The 18,421-nt window shown below is 71.4% G+C and carries 17 protein-coding genes; 13 read left to right on the top strand and 4 right to left on the bottom strand.

Annotation, left to right across the window (positions count from 1 at the left end; all coding sequences use genetic code 11):
- Positions 1 to 3: 3 nt before the first annotated feature.
- A complete protein-coding gene (locus IF47_RS0109065) occupies positions 4 to 825 on the bottom strand; it encodes a GNAT family N-acetyltransferase (RefSeq protein WP_031507915.1) in 822 nt (273 codons plus the stop codon).
- Positions 826 to 1,092: 267 nt separating this feature from the next.
- Here IF47_RS0109065 and IF47_RS0109070 point away from each other — a divergent pair, with 267 nt between their 5' ends.
- Positions 1,093 to 2,073: a DUF3048 domain-containing protein gene (locus tag IF47_RS0109070; RefSeq protein WP_031507916.1), complete on the top strand. Its 981-nt coding sequence runs from the start codon at positions 1,093 to 1,095 to the stop codon at positions 2,071 to 2,073.
- Between the two features lie 87 nt (positions 2,074 to 2,160).
- Here IF47_RS0109070 and IF47_RS0109075 read toward each other — a convergent pair whose 3' ends face one another.
- A complete protein-coding gene (locus tag IF47_RS0109075) occupies positions 2,161 to 2,940 on the bottom strand; it encodes a PaaX family transcriptional regulator C-terminal domain-containing protein (protein ID WP_031507918.1) in 780 nt (259 codons plus the stop codon).
- A gap of 135 nt (positions 2,941 to 3,075) precedes the next feature.
- On the opposite strand from IF47_RS0109075, the gene IF47_RS0109080 reads away from it, so the two are divergent.
- The 4 genes from IF47_RS0109080 (at position 3,076) to IF47_RS30615 (ending at position 7,525) form a co-directional block, all read left to right on the top strand.
- Entirely contained in the window at positions 3,076 to 4,713 is a 1,638-nt protein-coding gene (locus IF47_RS0109080; protein WP_031507920.1) for an acyl-CoA dehydrogenase family protein, read from the top strand.
- A 331-nt stretch (positions 4,714 to 5,044) separates the two neighbouring features.
- The gene (locus tag IF47_RS0109085; protein ID WP_031507921.1) at positions 5,045 to 5,518 is read left to right on the top strand and encodes a hypothetical protein; all 474 of its coding nucleotides are present in this window, start codon (positions 5,045 to 5,047) and stop codon (positions 5,516 to 5,518) included.
- Positions 5,519 to 5,537: 19 nt separating this feature from the next.
- The gene (locus tag IF47_RS0109090; RefSeq protein ID WP_031507922.1) at positions 5,538 to 6,998 is read left to right on the top strand and encodes a hypothetical protein; all 1,461 of its coding nucleotides are present in this window, start codon (positions 5,538 to 5,540) and stop codon (positions 6,996 to 6,998) included.
- A gap of 26 nt (positions 6,999 to 7,024) precedes the next feature.
- The gene (locus tag IF47_RS30615; protein ID WP_157839933.1) at positions 7,025 to 7,525 is read left to right on the top strand and encodes a hypothetical protein; all 501 of its coding nucleotides are present in this window, start codon (positions 7,025 to 7,027) and stop codon (positions 7,523 to 7,525) included.
- A 102-nt stretch (positions 7,526 to 7,627) separates the two neighbouring features.
- Here IF47_RS30615 and IF47_RS0109100 read toward each other — a convergent pair whose 3' ends face one another.
- A complete protein-coding gene (locus IF47_RS0109100; protein ID WP_051717291.1) occupies positions 7,628 to 8,068 on the bottom strand; it encodes an endo alpha-1,4 polygalactosaminidase in 441 nt (146 codons plus the stop codon).
- A gap of 329 nt (positions 8,069 to 8,397) precedes the next feature.
- Here IF47_RS0109100 and IF47_RS0109105 point away from each other — a divergent pair, with 329 nt between their 5' ends.
- From IF47_RS0109105 to IF47_RS0109120, 4 genes are all read left to right on the top strand, one after another.
- Positions 8,398 to 8,949, top strand: a complete 552-nt coding sequence (locus IF47_RS0109105; protein WP_031507927.1) for a hypothetical protein — start codon at positions 8,398 to 8,400, stop codon at positions 8,947 to 8,949.
- Positions 8,946 to 10,124, top strand: coding sequence for an MAB_1171c family putative transporter (locus IF47_RS0109110; RefSeq protein WP_106982525.1), 1,179 nt, complete (start codon positions 8,946 to 8,948; stop codon positions 10,122 to 10,124). The genes IF47_RS0109105 and IF47_RS0109110 overlap by 4 nt, the downstream gene beginning before the upstream one ends.
- 85 nt (positions 10,125 to 10,209) lie before the next feature.
- Positions 10,210 to 10,551, top strand: a complete 342-nt coding sequence (locus IF47_RS0109115; RefSeq protein WP_051717295.1) for a trypco2 family protein — start codon at positions 10,210 to 10,212, stop codon at positions 10,549 to 10,551.
- A 236-nt stretch (positions 10,552 to 10,787) separates the two neighbouring features.
- The gene (locus IF47_RS0109120) at positions 10,788 to 11,270 is read left to right on the top strand and encodes a hypothetical protein (RefSeq protein WP_037732274.1); all 483 of its coding nucleotides are present in this window, start codon (positions 10,788 to 10,790) and stop codon (positions 11,268 to 11,270) included.
- 17 nt (positions 11,271 to 11,287) lie between these two features.
- Here the strand turns inward: IF47_RS0109120 and IF47_RS0109125 are convergent, their stop codons facing one another.
- Positions 11,288 to 11,533, bottom strand: coding sequence for a WhiB family transcriptional regulator (locus IF47_RS0109125; RefSeq protein WP_051717297.1), 246 nt, complete (start codon positions 11,531 to 11,533; stop codon positions 11,288 to 11,290).
- A 326-nt stretch (positions 11,534 to 11,859) separates the two neighbouring features.
- Between IF47_RS0109125 and IF47_RS0109130 the strand changes: the two genes are divergently transcribed.
- From IF47_RS0109130 to IF47_RS0109145, 4 genes are all read left to right on the top strand, one after another.
- Positions 11,860 to 12,735: a helix-turn-helix domain-containing protein gene (locus IF47_RS0109130; RefSeq protein WP_245641059.1), complete on the top strand. Its 876-nt coding sequence runs from the start codon at positions 11,860 to 11,862 to the stop codon at positions 12,733 to 12,735.
- Positions 12,732 to 12,938, top strand: a complete 207-nt coding sequence (locus IF47_RS0109135) for a DUF397 domain-containing protein (protein ID WP_031507936.1) — start codon at positions 12,732 to 12,734, stop codon at positions 12,936 to 12,938. The genes IF47_RS0109130 and IF47_RS0109135 overlap by 4 nt, the downstream gene beginning before the upstream one ends.
- Before the next feature lie 215 nt (positions 12,939 to 13,153).
- Complete coding sequence (locus IF47_RS0109140) at positions 13,154 to 17,932, top strand: DUF6531 domain-containing protein (protein ID WP_245641060.1); 4,779 nt, start codon at positions 13,154 to 13,156, stop codon at positions 17,930 to 17,932.
- Positions 17,920 to 18,396, top strand: a complete 477-nt coding sequence (locus IF47_RS0109145; RefSeq protein ID WP_031507938.1) for a hypothetical protein — start codon at positions 17,920 to 17,922, stop codon at positions 18,394 to 18,396. The genes IF47_RS0109140 and IF47_RS0109145 overlap by 13 nt, the downstream gene beginning before the upstream one ends.
- Positions 18,397 to 18,421: the final 25 nt, after the last annotated feature.

Raw genomic sequence — 18,421 nt, forward strand, 5'->3', positions numbered from 1 at the left:
CCGTCACTCCGGGAGGAGGGAGAGGAAGTGGCGGAGGTAGCGGGGGTTGGTGTCGCGCAGCGAGAGCAGCACGTACAGGTCGGCGACGCCGAACTCCGGGTCGTGGGCGGGTTCGCCGCAGACCTTGGCGCCCAGCCGCAGGTAGCCGCGGAGCAGCGGCGGCAGCCCGGGGCGGTGGGCGGCGCGCGGCGCCTCCTCGGGGCGCCAGGGCAGCCGGGGCCGCACCCGGTGCTCGGCGGGCGCGAGGTGACGTTCGGCGACGGTCTCCCACACCCCGGCGGCCAGCGCCCCGCCGTCGGCCAGCGGCAGGGAGCAGCAGCCGCCCAGCCAGTTGTGTCCGGTGCTCACCAGGTAGCGGGCGATGCCGGCCCACATCAGGGCGATGACGGCTCCGTCGCGGTGGTCGGGGTGGACGCAGGAGCGGCCCGCCTCCACCAGGTCGTCGCGGAGCCCGGCGCCGTCCAGCAGCCCGTCCATCTCGAACTCGCCCTCGGAGTACAGCCGCCCGGCGACGCGGGCCCGTTCCGGCGGCAGCAGCCGGTAGGTGCCCACCACCGCGCCGGTCGCCCGCTCGCGGACCAGCAGGTGGTCGCAGTAGGCGTCGAAGGGGTCGACGTCCAGGCCCGGTTCGGGGCCGGTGAGCCGGGCGCCCAGCTCGCCGGCGAAGACCTCGTGGCGCAGGCGCTGCGCGGCCCGCACCTCGGCCTCGTCGCGTGCCAGGTGGACGGTGTAGCCGCCGGTGTCCCGCTCGGCGGCCGGGGCGGGCGCGGGCGGAGGGACGGCGGGTACGGCGGGGACGGGAACGGGGGCGGTGGGGACGGACACGGCGGGTCCTCCTGGTCCGAACGGCGGACGGTTCGCCGGGCCGCCGCTCGCGCCGCCCGGCTCCCCTCCTTCATCGCCGCGCCGGACGGCGTCCGCGTGACCGCTTCGGGGAGCCGGGGTGTGCGCCGTCTGAACACACGCCCCACCCCGCCCCGGAACGCCGTCGCCAAGTCGGAACGAACGCACATGAAACCGCCCGTCGTGGTCAAGGGATGAGAAGAGAGGGGCCGGGCCGCGCGGCGGGTCCGGCCGGAAGGGCGGCGAGCGATGGTGGGCGAACGGACCGGGAAGAGGGCCGGGAAACGGACCGTGTGGCTCTCGGTGGTGCTGTTGGCGCTGATCGCCGTGGTGACGGGCTGCCTGGGCGGGGACGGCGACGGCACGCGGGAGGGCCGCTCGCCGTTCACCGGCGAGCGGGTCGAGGACCCGACGGCGCCGGTGCTCGTGGTGAAGGTCGACAACGTGCCGGCCGCGCGACCGCCCACGGGGCTGGAGCGGGCCGACATCGTGTACGTGGAGCAGGTCGAGGCGGGGCTGACCCGGCTGCTGGCCGTGTACTCCTCCGACCTGCCGCCCTCGGTGGGGCCGGTGCGCAGTGCCCGGGAGTCCGACATCGAACTGCTGCGGCAGTTCGGCGAACCGGCACTGGCCTACTCCGGGGTGCAGTCCAAACTGATCCCCGTGCTGGAGGACTCCCCGCTCCACCTGCTGTCGCCGAGCGCGGCCCCCGACGCGTACTCGCGCGGCGCGGACCGTCCCGCCCCGCACAACCTCTACGTGAATCCCAAGGCCGCGCTGGACGCCGCGCCCGACGGGGTGAGCGGCGCCGACGACATCGGCTTCCGCTTCGGGGCCGCGCCGGAGGGCGGCCGGGCCACCGGCGAGGAGACCGTCCGCTTCCCGAACGCCACCGTCTCCTTCACCTGGTCCGACAAGGAGGACCGCTGGCTGGTGTCCATGGACGGCACGGCGGCGGCCACCTCCGACGGCGACCGGCTGGGCGCCCCGACGGTCGTCGTCCAGCACGTGACGATCCGCGACTCCCGCTTCCGGGACAGCGGCGGCAACATCACCCCCTACTCCGAGACCGTCGGCTCCGGCGAGGCGACGGTGCTGCGCGGCGGGCGGGCGTACGAGGCGCGCTGGTCGCGGCCGGCGCCGGAGGGCGACACGGAGTTCACCACGCCGGAGGGCGGGGCGGTGAACTTCGCCGAGGGGCCGGTGTGGGTGGTCCTCGCCCCGCGCTGACCGCCACGCGCCGACCGCCACGCGGTCGCGTCCCCGGTGGTCCGACGTCCCGGCGCACCGGCTTCTCCGGCTTCTCCGGCCGGTCGGTCAGGGCGTGGTGTGGCGCCGCAGGACGGTGCGGAGGTCGGTCTCGAAGGCGTCGTAGCGTCCGCGCAGTGCCGCGCCCGGCCAGTCGTCGGGCAGCAGTTCGGCCGGCAGCAGGGGGTCGGTGAGCAGGTGGCGCAGGGCGGCTGCCGCGACGGTGAAGCGTCGGGCCAGGTCACCGGCCTCCTCGGCGGCGTCGGCGGCGGCCACCAGGGCGCGGGCCCGAGCGGCCCAGCCGGCCAGGTCCCACAGGGTGGCGGCGAGGGCGGCCGGGTCCCCCTCGGGGGCCCCGGTGAGCAGGGTGCACTGTTCGGTCACGACGGGCGGGCGGGGGCGCACCAGGTTGGCGGGGCGCAGCCAGGTGCCCTCGCGCAGTTCGGCCAGGCGCAGGGCGGTCATGGCCTGGCGCAGCGCGCCCCGGTCGGCGGCGGCGCGGCGTTCGGCGGTGACGACGGCGATCTCCCACTCGCCGTGCCAGTCGCGGCTGCGGGGGGTACGGCTGTCGTCCTGGCGGGCCTGGCGGGCGAGCAGCCGTTCGGTGAGGGCGTAGGTGCCGTCGGCGCGCTGGGCGAGGTCGCCGGACGCGACCATCCGCGACAGCGCCACCCGCACGGTGCCCTCCGCGACTCCGAAGAGTTCGCCCACCCTGATCAGGGCCTTGGCGGGCAGGGCGGGCGGGTGGTGGCCGAGCAGGGTGCTCAGCACGATCGAGCGGGCCGTCAGGGGCCGCAGGGCGAGCGGGCCGGGGTCGTCTGTGCGGTCGGTGCCGTCTGTGCCGTTCATGAGCGACACCATCCTAGCCGGCGACGCTGTTACAGCCTTCCGCCGCGCGTCCGAGAACTGTAATGTCGGAGTTCGGAGCACGGACACCGCAGTTCCCATCGCTTCTCCCCATCGCTTCTGCCGCCGGAGGTCGCCGTGAGCGCCACCCACGACGTGATCAACCAGCCCCCGCCGCTGACGTCCTTCACCGCCGCCGACGACCCCGCCGTGGTGGAGGCGCTGCGCCGCCACGGCGCCGAGTGGGCCGAGCCGGAGGTGCGGGAGCTGGGCGCGCTGGCCGGCTCCCCCGAGGTCCAGGAGTGGGCCCGGATGGCGGAGGAGACCCCGCCCCGCCTGCGCACCCACGACCGCTACGGCCACCGCGTGGACGAGGTGGAGTTCCACCCCGCCTGGCACCACCTCATGACGACCGCCGTGGAGCACGGACTGCACGCCGCCCCCTGGGCCGACGACCGCCCCGGCGCCCACCTGGTGCGCGCCGCCAAGTTCCACCTGTGGTCCCAGGCCGAGGCCGGGCACGGCTGCCCGATCTCCATGACGTACGCCGCCGTCCCCGCGCTGCGCGCCCAGCCCGAACTGGCGGCCGTCCACGAGCCGCTGCTGACCGCCCGCTCCTACGACTTCGGGCTGCGTCCGCCGCTGGAGAAGACGGGCCTGATCGCGGGCATGTCGATGACGGAGAAGCAGGGCGGCTCGGACGTGCGGGCCAACACCACCCGCGCGGTTCCGGCGGGCGACGGCAGCTACCGGCTCACCGGCCACAAGTGGTTCACCTCCGCGCCGATGAGCGACGTCTTCCTGGTGCTGGCGCGGACGGAGGAGGGCCCGTCCTGCTTCCTGCTGCCGCGCGTCCTGCCCGACGGCACCCGCAACGCCATGCACCTCCAGCGGCTGAAGGACAAGCTGGGCAACCGCTCCAACGCCTCCTCCGAGGTGGAGTACGACGGCGCCCTGGCCTGGCCGGTCGGCGAGCCGGGCCGCGGGGTGCGCACCATCGTGGAGATGGTCAACATGACCCGCCTGGACTGCGTCCTGGGCAGCGCGGCGGGCATGCGCGCCGCGCTGCGGCAGGCTCTCCACCACGCCACCCACCGACGGGCCTTCGGCGCCGCGCTGATCGACCAGCCGCTGATGCGCTCCGTCCTGGCCGACCTGGTGATCGAGTCGGAGGCCGCCACCACCCTGGGGCTCCGGCTGGCAGCGGCCGTGGACGCCGCCCAGGCCGGCGACGAGACGGAGGCGGCCTTCCGCCGCCTGGCCTTGGCCGTGGCCAAGTACTGGGTGTGCAAGCGCGGCAGCACGCACACCGCCGAGGCGCTGGAGTGCCTGGGCGGCAACGGCTACGTCGAGGAGTCGGGCATGCCGCGCCTGTACCGCGAGGCGCCGCTGCTGTCGATCTGGGAGGGCTCGGGCAACGTCGTCGCCCTCGACGTGCTACGCGCCCTGACCAAGGAGCCGGCCTCCCTGGACGCCGTCCTGGCCGAGGCGGACGCCGCCTCCGGCGCCGACGCCCGGCTGGACGCGGCCGTCGCCGGGGTGCGGACCATGCTGCCGGAGTTGAAGGACCCGGTGACCGCCCAGCTCCGCGCCCGGGTCCTGGCCGAGCGGCTGGCGCTGGTCCTCCAGGGCAGCCTGCTGGTGCGCCACAGCCACCCGGCCGTCGCCGACGCCTTCTGCGCCTCCCGGCTCGGCGGCGAGTGGGGCCACGCCTTCGGCACCCTCCCGCCCGGCGCGGACCTCGACGCGATCCTGACCCGCGCCCGCACCGAGTAACGGCGCGCCCGTCCGCCAGAGCGGTCGGCTCCGGCGGACGGGTCCGTCAAACCCCGATCAGCAGCGCGATCGTGCCCAGGACCAGCGCCGCCACCGCCGCGACTCGCGGACCCGGTCCCGCCCGAACCCGGTTCGCACCTCCCGCGCGGCCCGCTTCGTCGCGGACGAGGGTCGGCACGGCGCGTCCCGAGGAACGCGCCACCCGCCGTGCACACGCCCTTGGCCGGTTTCGAACCCAACCGCGCCCTCACTCTTCCTCGTCCTGACATGGTGGCACCAATTCCGCTGTCAGAGCGGGTAGTCCACGAGGAACCGCGGAACGGGGGCGCGCATGACCTTCGACGAGGAGTGGACGGGACTGGTCTCCGCGGCCAGGGAGAGGCAACAGGTCGGGGTGCGGCTCAACCAGGCCGCCCCGGGGCCGGGCGGCTCCGATCACGATCTGGTGGTCACCCAGGACGACCTGGGCGCCGTCGGCAGTGAAGCGTTCCGGCTGCACGGCCGGTTACGGAAGGGCGCGGACATCGCCGGCGCGGGTGGCGACAAGGGCGGAGCAGGGTCGACGGCGCAGGCCGCCAAGGAGCTGTCAAGCCACAACATGACCATGGGTGGCGAACTGTCCACCACGCTCTCGATCTGGGACTCGCAGGTCAAGACGGTCCTGCAGATGTGTGCGCACATCTCCAACCACCTTGACTACTCGAAGAAGTCCCACGCGCGGAACGAGGAGCGGATCGAGGCTTCGATGAGGCACCGGGACGGCTCGGCCATGTCGGTCTCCGAGATCTCCCGATACGTGAAGTGACCGGAGGAGCGATCAGACCGTGGGAGCTTTCACGTACTCCGACCTCATCACCCTGGACCTCGGCAAGCTGAACGCCGCGGTCACCGACTGGAATACCATGGTCGGCGAACTCGCCAAGCTCAAGGACGACGCCCGCGACGGCCTGTTGAAGAAGTCCGAAAAAGCCCGGTGGGAAGGCGTCGACGCCACCGTGACCAGGGAGTTCGTCCGCAAGACCACCAAGGAGTTCGACGACCTGCACCTGGAGGCGCAGAGCATCCACAGCGTCCTGGCCGACGCGCATACCGAACTCTCGCACATCCAGAAACGAGCCATGGACCTGACCGACGAGGCCCGCCGAGGGGAGCCGAACCGGTCTCCCGAGCCGGACCCGCCCCTGCTGGTGATGGACGGCGGCGACGGCACCGTGAAAGTGATGGAGGCCGTCTGCGACGCGAAGGGCCCCTCCCAGCGCATCAAGGACCGGATGCGGTGGTACGCCGACACGCTCACGGGCCTGGTCACCCACGCCGCCGAGGTGGACGCCGCCGTCACCCGGGCCCTGAAGAGAAGCCACGGCGGCGACCCGTACAACGCCGGACACTCCAGGTACACCTCGCTCGACGAGGACCAACTGCCGCGTGCCATGAAGCTCGCCTCGCTCGGTGACGACGCGAACGACAAGCAACGGGCCGAGTTGCGACGGCTGTGGCAGTCGCTCAGCCCCGAGGCACGGGCCCAGTTGTGGACGAAGCACAAGGACGACCTGCTGGCGGCGGGGATCCTTACCCCACAGTCGAAACGCGTCTCCGCAGACCGCGGGGCGGGAACGTACGACACAGAGTCGCCCGGAGCACGCGACCACTGGGTTCAGGTGCAGGCCCTGGCCATGTCGAACACGGGAGATTTCATCGGACACGTCGATGCCGCCCGCCATATGGACCACTACCTGCGGGGGCTCGGAACTCCGCTGGACCTGGACGTGGATCGCATGCTGACGGATGACTCCGTGCTGAGGACGACTATGAAAAACGCGGTGGCGGACGAACAGGAAAAGTGGCGACTGCAAGCGCTGAAAGCGTTCGAGGAGTCCGGAGGAAAACCAGTCGCCATTCCGGTGGAGACCTCTCCACAGAGCTATACTCACGGTGATCGAAATTGGTATCTGGCCATCGGCAGCGGTATGGCGAACACGACGGGCGTCGTCACGGTCACACCCGGCGAAGACGGCGAGCCGCGCGTGAGCCTCGACTACCAGGTGAACGTGTGGGACCGGTACAACTGGGATCCGGGCAAGAAGACCCCGATCGGTCCGACCGAAGTGACCGACGCCGACCTAGCTCGTCTGCACGTCACCGGGCTGGCTCAGGAATTCGACATGCGCGGCAGCGGATCGGTACAGCACCACGACATGAATTCGAGCAGCGGCCCACCCGATCCGGTCGACCCCGGCCGTGATGGAACGCGTACAGACATCGGACGCAACGGAGACGCACGATAATGCGGAGCAGGCCTCGAACCCGAGCGATGAGCACCACCCTGGCTGCCGGCGCGCTGACACTGTGCATCGGTCTCCTGGCAGCGTGCTCGTCGTCCGCCGAGAGCACATCGGCGGACAGGCTCACACAGGTGCCCCGGTGGGACGAGAACGCCACTCCGGCATCAGTCGCCAAACAGTTGTATGTGAAAATCCCCACCGAGGCCACCGATCGCAGGGCCGCGTACCAGCATGGTTTTCAGGACGATGGGCTGCTGCTGACTTTCGTCCTCCCCACCAAGGAAGTGAACGCATTCGTCGAGCAACTCGAGTCCGAGGAAGAACTCCGGTACCGTGCCGCACCCCGTCCGGAGGTCCCCACCCCCATGACACCGTTCTCCCATCTGGGGCTTGAGGAACCCGATGCTCTGCCTGACGTCCGGGAAGCGCAGGTATGCGCGCCCTGCAATGGAGGACTGAACTTCCTGCGAGTGGCAGTACACCGGCTCGATGACAACACCAGCCGCGTCTATCTCGCGGGAAGCGACTGAACACATGGCTCCGAACCGGGCAGCACCCGATCCACCTGCGGTCGACCATCGAACCGAGCGTGAGTCCCCTGCCCACTCCGATCGTCTCCGGAAGCTGATCCGTCAGCAGGTGCGGCGCCAGACATCGAGGTCGAGGCGTTTGCGGATCGCGTCGAGGACCAACTCCTCTGCGGTGCCACAGGGTTCGTCGGCGGAAAAGGAGCACTCGGCGTGGAGGCCGGCCTTGCCGCTCGCCACGAACGGGACGAGCTTGGCGCACTCGTCGAACTCGGCGCACTTCTCGTTGACGGCAAAGTCGAAGTCGTCCACCGGCGCCGGGATCTGGTCGAGGTCGTTCTTCAACAGGTCGGGGTCGACGGCGTCGAAGCCCTTCTCCGCGCACATGTCCATCCGGGCGGCCAGGATCGGACGCAGCACGTCCAGGCGGCGGATGTCCACCCGGCGTTCGCCGGGCCGGCCGTTGCCGCGGCCCAGGACGGAGGGCGGGTAGGCGTCGCGGTCGGGCCGGAAGTCCTCCCACGCGTCGGCGTTGACCCAAACCAATTCCGGAGCGGGTCGCACCGCCCTTGGACAGAGGGCGCCTCCGGCGCGCGCTCACCCGAAAACCGGCCAAACGACGGTGGTTCGCTTCACTTCTTGTCAGGTCTGTCGGTCCTGTTTCGGGAAGGCGTTCGTCTGCCCCCGACACGCCGATCAGGCCCGTCCGCCACGACCGCACACCTCGGACACATCACCACCACCGACCCACCCCGCCACGTCACTGGACTCGTCTTCCCGCTCCTGCCACCCTCGGTCCCCACGGAGGAAGCCGGGGCGGATCATGGGGCGGCGGCACGCGGACCGCACCGGCCGGAGGAGGGAAAGCGGACACCGTGAGGGAACGGGAACTGCGCCGGCGGTGCCGGCGGCTGTTGAACGAACTGGGCATCAGGCCGCCCCTGGACGTGGCCGAACTCTGCCGCCGAGTGGAGGAACGACGCGGCCGGCCCCTGAGGCTGGTGCCCTACCCGATCCCCGTTCCGGGACCGTTCGGCATGTGGGTGGGCGCCCCCACGGCCGACTACATCGTCTTCCAGAAGGAGACCAGCCGCGCCCACCAGCGGCACATCATCCTGCACGAGCTCGGACACATCCTGGCCGACCACCGCGGCGACGAGCACGGCGACGAACTGCTGACCGAACTGCGCCGCGGCACCGAGGGCTTACCGCCCGAAGCGGGATTCTTCGACCTCGACCCGGACGTCGTCCGGCGGGCCCTGCGGCGCACGGCCTACGACAGCGAACAGGAAAGGGAGGCCGAGACGGTGGCCACGATCATCCTGGAGTGGGCCGCCGTCCTGGACCACGTCGCTCCCCGCGCGTCCGCCGACGCCGCGGCGCAGCGCATCGGCACCTCCCTCGGCGACCGTCTGGGGTGGCTGTGAGCCTGTTGTTGACGTTGTACGGCGCGGGATCGCTCCTGGTGCTGGCGTGGCTGGCCCACCGGCTGGCGCGGGCGCCGCGCGACCTGCCCCTGTGGGCCGTCACCGGCCTGGTCGCCTGCTGGGCCACCGCGTACCCCTTCGGGCTGGCGGCCGACCGGAACGAGATCTTCCTGGGTCTGGCCCCCATGACGTCCCGGCTGCTCCAACACCTGCTGGTGCTGGCCGCGGTGAACTGCATGGTCTACTTCTACCTCTTCTCGGCGCTGCGACCGGCCGAGGCCCGCGGGCGCGCGGCCTGGTACGGGTTGGCGCTGCTGCTCGCGGTCACCGTCCTGACCGCGGCGACCGCCGCGACGCCCGACGGGGTCCGCACCCGGGACCACACCGTCACCGGCGTGGCGGTGTTCTTCGTGACGGCCGACCTCTACCTCGCCGTGGGCTTCGCCCTCGGCTGGGTGTGGACCCGACGGCTCGCACGCGGCGCGGAGCCCCGCCTGGCGCGGGGGTTGCGGACCACCTCCGTCGGCATGGCGGCGATCGTCGTGGCCAACGCGCTGTTCGTCCCCGCGGTGGTGATGCGCTGGGCCGGCGGCGACCGGGCGTCCGAGTCGCTGGACACGGCCGGGGCGGCCGAGACGACGCTGGGCTGGTTCGGCGCGGTCTTCTTCCTCCTGCCGGGCATCGTGCTGATCCTGGTCGGCATCATCTACCCGGCCGCGGCCATGCGGCTGACCGCGCTGCGCGTGTGGTGGCGGCACCTGCGGGCGTACCGCGACCTGGAACCACTGTGGACGACCCTCCATCGGCACTTCCCCGAGGACGCGCTCCACCGGCTGCCCGTGCGGCCCTGGCGCGACGCGCTGAGCCTGCGCGGGGTGCACCGCCGCTATTACCGCCGAGCCATCGAGTGCCGGGACGGTCTGGTCCGCGTCAGCCCCTACCTCGCCGCGCTCGACGCGGACGGCGGCGGAAGCGCCCGCCTGACGGACGCCGCCCCGGAGGAGCTGGCGTCGCGACTGCGGCAGGCGCTGCGCGCACACGCCGAGGGCCGCCCGGTGTCCACCTCCGCCGTGGCCGTCGTCGTACCGGACGAGGGCGACCTGGACGCCGACGTCCGGCAGTTGGTCGCCCTGTCGAAGGCACTGCGGGCCCGGGAGGGCGCGGAACCGGCGTGAGCGCGCCCCGGCGGCATACCGCGCCGCCCGTCCCCCTCGGTAGCCTCTCTGCCGTCAACTCGCCCACAAGGCAGGGGGAACGGCCGTGACCGACGCACGCTCCAACTCGGACGACGGCGACATCGGGGACATCGGGCTGATCGACGTGATCCGCCAGGTCCGCGCGGATCTGGCGGCGGCACAGCGTGAGAGCGAGGCCCGGGGCGGTGATCCGCGCTTCGTCGTGGGCCGGGTGAACCTGGAGATGACCGTCCGGGTCCACCGGGAGGGCACCGACGGCACGGGCCTGCGCATCGGCGTCGTCCCGGCCGGCCGGGACGGTGGGGGCGGAGGGGACGGAGGAGGCGCCACCCACCGCGTCCAGGTCGAGCTGGTCCCCCGACACCGAGGCGGCACGTTCCACGTCGGCGGCGAACCCTGCGACTAGGGTTTCCCCTCCTCCGCCAGTCGCCGGACAGCCGTGGCGAACGCGGCCCCATCGCCCCGGCGAGCACGGCGGGCGGCGTCGGCGGCACGAGCCACGTCGCGGAGCCGCTCAGGGGAAGTCGGGGCCGGAACACCACACCGAGACCGGCGTGGCGCTCGTCCGCGTCCACCAGGGCGGTCGTGAGTGGCGCGCGACGGGTGCGGACGGGGCGGTCGGGCCCGCGCCAGGGTTTGCCCGTGGCAGCTACGCACCTTCTGATCATCGGCGACCGGGAGCCGCTCACCTGGGTGCTCACGGCTCAGCGCATGGCCTTCCCCCGGGGCCGGGCCCCGTCCTCCCTCGCCGAGGGCGACGAGCTGCTGATCTACACGACCCGTGGCTGCTTCCGCAATCCGACCCGTGACCTGGGGCGGATCATGGCGCGGGCGCGCGTCGCCGGTCCCGTCCGCGCTCTGCCCGAGCCGGTGCGGTTCGGCGAGCGCGAGTTCACCGAGGGCTGCGAGCTGCGTATCGAGGCCCTGGCTCCCTTCCGCCAGGGGCTGGTGTTGCGCGACCTGGTGCGGCGTCTGTCGGTCTTCCCCGATCCCGCCTCGTGGAGCGTCCGCCTGCGTCGGACCGTTCTGACGCTTCCCCCGGCGGACGCCGAGCTGATCGGGCGCGAACTCGCCCCGCACCTGCGGCCCTACGCGGAGGCCGTCGACGGCTACCGCGCCGCCTGACGCGGCCGGCGGCCGCGTCAGGCGCGCTTGAGTCTGCGGCGCTCCTCCTCGGAGAGCCCGCCCCACACGCCGTAGCGCTCGTCGTTGGTGAGGGCGTACTCCAGGCACTCGACACGTCCCTCGCACGACTGGCAGATCCGTTTGGCCTCGGCGGGTGTCCTGCCCGGCTCCGGGAAGAACGGCTCGGAGCCGATCTGCGCGCACAGCGCGCGCTCCCACCATCCGGGGAGTTGCCTGACTGGGCCGGAGAAATCGATCGCCATACGACCACCCTGCCCACCGGCGATCAACGAACCATCAACGTTCCATCAACGCGCGGCGATTCCCCGTCCAGCGTCCCTCGAAACCCTCCCCCGCCCGGCCCCGGTTCCGGCCCGTCGGCCGGCACCTCACCGCTGACGACCCACCTTCCCACCTCGGGCCGGCCGTCCACCACGGTCCGCGCCTCCGGGCGTGTCAGCGCACCGACGACCACTCGCCCGCATCCGTCCCGCCAAGGGATGACCCGCCGCCGGGTTCGTGTACGGGGCGGGCGCGGTTCTGTACGGGTCGGGGCCGTGACCAGGGGTGGGCCTCGCGGTTGGTCCGGGTGGACCAACCGCGAGGGGGTACGGAACGCATGACCGACAAGCCGCGACGGCGGCGGGGCGCCGCCAACCACGACGATCCGCCCGGCATCTGGCTCGGCTACGGCCAACTGCTCAGGCTCCACCGCAGACGAGCCGGGATGACCCAGGAGCAACTGGCCGCTGCCATCAGCTACTCCACCGAGCAGGTCGCCTCCGTCGAACAGGGGCGGCGCCCGGCCAAACTCGCCTTCACCCGAGCCGTCGAACACGCCCTGGAGGCGGGTGGCACCCTCCTCGCCCTTCAGGATCAGGTCGACATGGCCCGGCTGCCGACTTTCTTCCACGACTTCGCAAGCCTGGAAGCGGACGCCATCAGCTTCTGCTGGTACGGCGGCTACGTCATTCCGGGCCTGCTCCAGACCGAGGACTACGCCAGGGCCCTGCTCAATGCTCACTTCCCACCGCTGGACGAGCGGACGGTCGAGGAACGGGTCGCCGCCCGGATGGACCGCCAAGCGCTCCTGTCCCGAACCTGCCCTCCACTTGTGGCCACCTTCCTGATCGAGGAGGTCGTGCTGCACCGATCAGTGGGCGGCCGGGAGGTGATGAAAGCACAACTTCACAAGCTGCTGGAACAGGCGAAGCGTCCCAACGTCCAACTCCAGGTCATGCCGACCTCGTTCGGCGCGCACTCCGGCCTCAATGGCTCGATGGTGCTGCTGGAGACCACCGATCACCGCAGGATCGCGTACACCGAATCACAGGACATCGGCTCGCTTGCTTCCGAACCGGATCAGGTCAGCGACTTCTGGCTGCGCTATGGAATGCTGCGATCGCAGGCCCTCAACCTTGAGGAGTCGGTCTGTCTCATCGAGCGCGCAGCGGGAGAGCTATGAGCAACGAACACTCCATGAACCGTCTCGCCGATCTGCCATGGTTCAAGAGCAGCTACAGCGGCACCAGCGGTGGCGAGTGCGTCGAGGTGGCCGCCGTCCCCGGCACCGTCCACGTACGCGACTCCAAGAACACCCACGGCCCTGTGCTCCGCTTCCCCGCCGAGGGGTGGGCCGCGTTCGTCGCCCACGCCAGGGAGCGCTGACCCGGCTGTTCACACGGGGGTACCGCTGCCGTCAGCGGTACCCCCGCCTTCCGTCCGCACCGATTCGAGCCTGACGCCGTGAAGCACCTGTCGTGGTCTGCCGCAGGCTCCGTGCGTCGGGTGTTCGGAAACCGTTCGATGGCCAACTCGCGTCTGTGGAACAGTAGTTGGCTGACCGTTGCGGGGCTGGTTCGGACGGCGAGGGGGGACGTCTCGTGGCTGTGGTGCTGCCCGACGGTGTGGATGCCATCCTGGATCTGATCGGGGTGGGCTGGCCCAACGTCGACGAGGACGCCTACCGCGACATGGCCACCGATCTGCGGGACTTCGCCGACGACGTCGACGAGGACGCGCACGCCGCCCACCAGAGCATGCAGCGGCTGATCTCCTCGGGCGACAGCGAGGCACTCACCGCCCTGAACGGCTACTGGGGCAAGGTCAAGGACAAACACCTCACCGACCTGGCCGACGCCGCCCGGATCTTCGCCGGCGCGATGGACGCCGCCGCCGACATCATCGAGGCCCGCAAGTGGGTGGCCATCGGCGAGCTGACCGCGTGCGCGGCCTCGGCCGGGATCTCGCTGGCCGCCGCCCCGTTCACCGCCGGCCTGTCCACCCTGATCGGCGCGGGCGCCATCCAAGCCTGCCGGATCGCGGTCAAGCGGGCCATCAAGGAGATGCTGGACCTGGCGGTGCAGGAGATCGTCACCGCGATGACCGAACCGGCGGCGGCCGCGCTGGAGAACATGGCCGCCGAGCTGGTGGTCCAGCTCGCCGCCGACGGGCTGGGCCTGCAGGACGGCGTGGACCTGAACAAGGTGGGCGAGGCGGGCAAGGAGGGGCTCAAGGACGGCCTCAACCTGGCCTCCGCCGACGGCGTCCCGCACCTGGGCGGGGTGATCGGCACCCTGGACGTCGACGAGGCCGAACACGACCGGGCCGCGGTCAAGCTCAACGGCGTCAGCACCTCGCTCAACGGCCGTACCACCGGCAAGCTGACGAAGGCCAAGGCCAGCCACAACCGCACCCGCGGCCGGGACGACATTGCCCAGGCCATCGACGCGGTCGCCGACAAGATGATGGGCTCCCTGGAGAAGGCCACCAAACAGCTCGGCGACCACCTGGGCGGGGCGCTGCCCAAGGGCGTGCGGAACATCTCCGACTCCCACAAGACCAACGAGAAGCACACCAAGGACAAGTTCGACGCACTCACCAAGCCCGACACCGGCGACGGCGGGAAGGGCGGCGGCCCGAACGGTTCCTCCTCCCGGCGCGACGGCGACGGGAGAAATCCGCACACCAGGCCCGACTCGCTGCGCACCGTGAAGTCCGATCCGCGCACCAACAGCATCCCGCTGAACAAGACCGAGTGCGCGACCGACCCCGTCGACGTGGCCACCGGCGAGATGATCCTGGCCCAGACCGATCTGGAGCTGCCCGGCATCCTGCCGCTGGTGCTGCGCCGCACCCATCTGTCCAACTATCGGTGGGGGCACTGGTTCGGCCGCTCCTGGGCCTCCACGCTGGACGAGCGGCTGCACGTGGACGGCGACGGCACGGTGATCTGGGCGCGCGAGGACGGCTCGCTGCTGACCTACCCCGCGGTGCCGGAGGTCGGTGGGGAGCCGGTGCGGCCGGTGGAGGGGCCGCGGCTGCCGCTGGCCCGTGTCGTGGACGAGCCGGGGGTGGCGTTCGCGGTCACCGACCCGCACACCGGCGTCACCCGGTGCTTCGCCGCGGCCGAGCTGCCCGGCGGCGTCTTCGACGCTCCGGCGTTCTGCCGGCTGGTCGCGGTCGAGGACCGCAACGGCAACCGGGTGGACGTCGTCCGCGACCCGGACGGCACGCCGACGGCGGTGGTCCACTCCGGCGGCTACCAGGTTCAGATCGCCACCGCCCGCCTGGGCGGGGATGGTCCGGTGCGGGTGACGGGCCTGGCCCTGCACGACCCCGACGCCCCGGGCGGCTCGGTGCCGGTCCTCTCCTACGGCTACGACCCGGCCGGGCATCTGGACGCGGTGGTCAACTCCTCCGGCCTCCCGCTGCGCTTCACCTACGACGACGCGGCCCGCATCACCTCCTGGACCGACCGCAACGACTCCACCTATCGGTACGTCTACGACGACGCCGGCCGGGTGGTGGAGACGGTCGGGCCCGACGGCTTCCTGTCCTCCACCTTCGACTACGGCACAAACGAGGCCGGGAACCAGGTCACCCGCTACACCGACGCCACCGGCGCGGTCACCGCCTTGGAGATCAACGGGCTGCGCCAGGTCGTCGCGCGGACCGACGCCCTCGGCCACACCACCCGGCAGGAGTGGGACCGGTGGGACAACCTGCTGTCCCGCACCGACGCGCTCGGCCGCACCACGAGCTGGACATACGACGACGCGGGCAACGTCACCGCGATCACGCTGCCCGACGGCAGTACCGCCACGGCCCGTTACAACGACCTCAACCTGCCGGTGGAGATCACCGGTCCGGACGGCGCCACCTGGCGGCACGAGTACGACGAGCGCGGCAACCTCACCTCCGTCACCGCCCCGGACGGGGCGACCACCACCTTCGCCCACGACGATCGCGGCGCGGTGGTGGCCGTCACCGACCCGACCGGAACGGTCCAGTACGTGACCAACGACGCCGCCGGGCTGCCGCTGGCGGTCACCGACCCGAGCGGCCACACCGCGACCGTCACCCGTGACGCGTTCGGTCGCCCCGTCACCGTCACCGACCCTTCCCCTGCCTCCGGCGGGGAGACCCCTATCGGCGCGGTCACCCGCCTGGAGTGGACGGTCGAGGGGCACCCGGCCCGCCGCACCGCGCCGGACGGCAGCACCGAGTCCTGGACGTGGGACGGCGAGGGCAACTGCACCTCCCACACCGATCCGTGCGGCGGCACCACCCGCTTCGAGCACACCCACTTCGACAAGCTTGCCGCCCGCACCGACCCGGACGGGGCACGCTACGAATTCGCCTACGACCCCGAGCTGCGCCTCACCCAGGTCACCAACCCCCAGGGCCTGACCTGGACTTACGCCTACGACCGGCTCGGCCGGCTGATATCCGAGACCGACTTCGACGGCCGCACCATCGGCTACACCCACGACGCGGCCGGCCGCCTGACCGCCCGCACCACCGCACTCGGCCACGAGATCCGCTACGAACACGACGTCCTCGGCCGCCTGGTGACCAAAGACGTCGAGGGGGCGCGTACCGAGTACATCTACAACGAGGCGGGCCACTTGATACGTGCCGCCTCACCCACCTCCACCCTCACCATGGAACGCGACGCCCTCGGCCGCGTCCTGGCCGAGACCGTCGACGGCCGCACCGTCCGCTACACCTACGACCTCCTCGGTCGCCGCATCTCCCGCACCACCCCCGGCGGCGCGGTCACCGAGCTGACCTACGACGCGGCAGGCCACCGCACCGCCCTGACCGCCTCCGGCCACACCCTGACCTTCGCCCACGACGCGCTCGGGCGTGAGCTGGAACGTTCCTTCGGCGCCGCCGGCCAGCCGGTCACCCTGGCCACCGTCTTCGATCCCCTCGGCCGCCCGACCGTGCAGACCCTCACCACGCAGGGGCGAACTCTGCTGTCCCGCGGCTACGCCTACCGGCCCGACGGCTATCTCACCTCGACCACCGATCACCTCACCGGCACCACTCGGAACTTCGGTCTCGACTCAGTAGGTCGCCCACTGACCGTCACCGCCGAGGGCTGGAGCGAGTCCTACGCCTACGACGCGGCGGGCAACCAGACATCCGCCCACTGGCCCGACGCCGCCCCGCACCCCGAGGCCCGCGGCACCCGCACCTACGACGGCACCCGCCTGATGCGAGCCGGTCGCGTGCGCTACGAGTACGACGGAGCCGGCCGCATCGTGTTGCGGCAGAAGACCCGCCTGTCCCGCAAGCCCGATACCTGGCACTACGAATGGGACGCCGAGGACCGTCTGACCTCCGTCACCACCCCGGACGGCACCGTCTGGCGCTACCGCTACGACCCGCTGGGCCGCCGCACCGCCAAGCAACGCCTCACCGCCGACGGCGAGGTCGCCGAGGAGATCCGGTTCACCTGGGACGGCACCCGCCTGGCCGAGGAGACCAACACCACCGCCCACACCGTCCTGACCTGGGACCACGACGGCCACCGCCCGCTGGCCCAGACCGAGCGCCTCCTCGACCCCGACGACCAGTCCGAGGTCGATCGCCGGTTCTTCGCCATCGTCACCGACCTGGTCGGCACCCCCACCGAACTCATCGACGAGACAGGCGAGATCGCCTGGCACGCCCGCACCACGCTGTGGGGCACCACCACTTGGAACCGGAACGCCACCGCCTACACCCCGCTGCGCTTCCCCGGCCAGTACGCCGACCCCGAGACCGGCCTGCACTACAACTACTTCCGCCACTACGACCCCGACACCGGCCGCTACACCAGCCCCGACCCCCTCGGCCTGACCCCGGCGCCCAACCCGGTCGCCTACGTCCACAACCCGTACACCTTTTGCGATCCCTTCGGGCTGTCCCCCTGCCCTCGGTTCAAGGGGTTGGGGTGGCTCACGGACAGACTGCTCGAACGCCCCTCATTTCGGTATCAGCGAACCGTTACCAACCAGGACTACGAACAGCAGTGGATCCTGCCGGACGGACGGGAGGTCCACGTCGACGGAGGTCCGGCGGATGGGTGGATCACGGAGGCGAAATGGACCGGCGGTGACCGGCCCACGGAGTGGGAGAAGTCGCAGTACAACCCCGGACACAGGCACTACAGCGAATCGAGGATCACCAATCAGGCGGAGAAGCTGCTCGCGCTGGACGAGGCGCTGGGCGGCAAGGGAGTGCGCTACATGGTGTCCAATGAGTGGGGTGCCGCGCATGTGAACAAGGTTCTGGCCGATACGTTCCCCGAAGCGTTCGCCAGTGGAAAGATCAGGGCGTACCACGTACCTGGCAATGGCATGAGTGGAATGAGCGAATGGCTGAAGTAGTTGAGTTGCTGGAGGGAATCCGGAGTCTCTCTCCGCTGACCGGCGAGGGTGTGGCGGCGCAGTTCGAGGCCCAGGGCTGGGAGGCCGAGGGGCGGCCGAAGAACGGCTTCGAGACGTCATGGCGCAAGAACGGCATTCTCGGCTGGATCCACCTCTATTCGGGCGGAATTCGAGTCGAGTTCACCGTCTGGATGCGGGACGTGGACGAGGACACGGGCTACTTCGAGGATCTGGAGGCAGTCTACGCGGAGGGGGAGCGGGTCTTGGCCGACTTCCTCCCGGAGATCGAGTCCTCCGCGCTCTCGGCCCATCTGGTCGACGTCGAGGGGACGGCGGAGGACACCGACGAGTACATTGCGTTCCGGAAGTGGTCCCTGAACGGCCGGACGTTGGTCGCCGGTGTCGTTCAGCAGGACACCGATCTCCCGGTCCAGGTTGTCGTCGTGCTGGAGGAACAGCCTTAGTACGGGGGGCGGTCGGCGCGCCGCT

The organism is Streptomyces megasporus (assembly GCF_000718985.1).
In the GTDB taxonomy this organism is placed as follows: Bacteria; Actinomycetota; Actinomycetes; order Streptomycetales; family Streptomycetaceae; genus Streptomyces; species Streptomyces megasporus.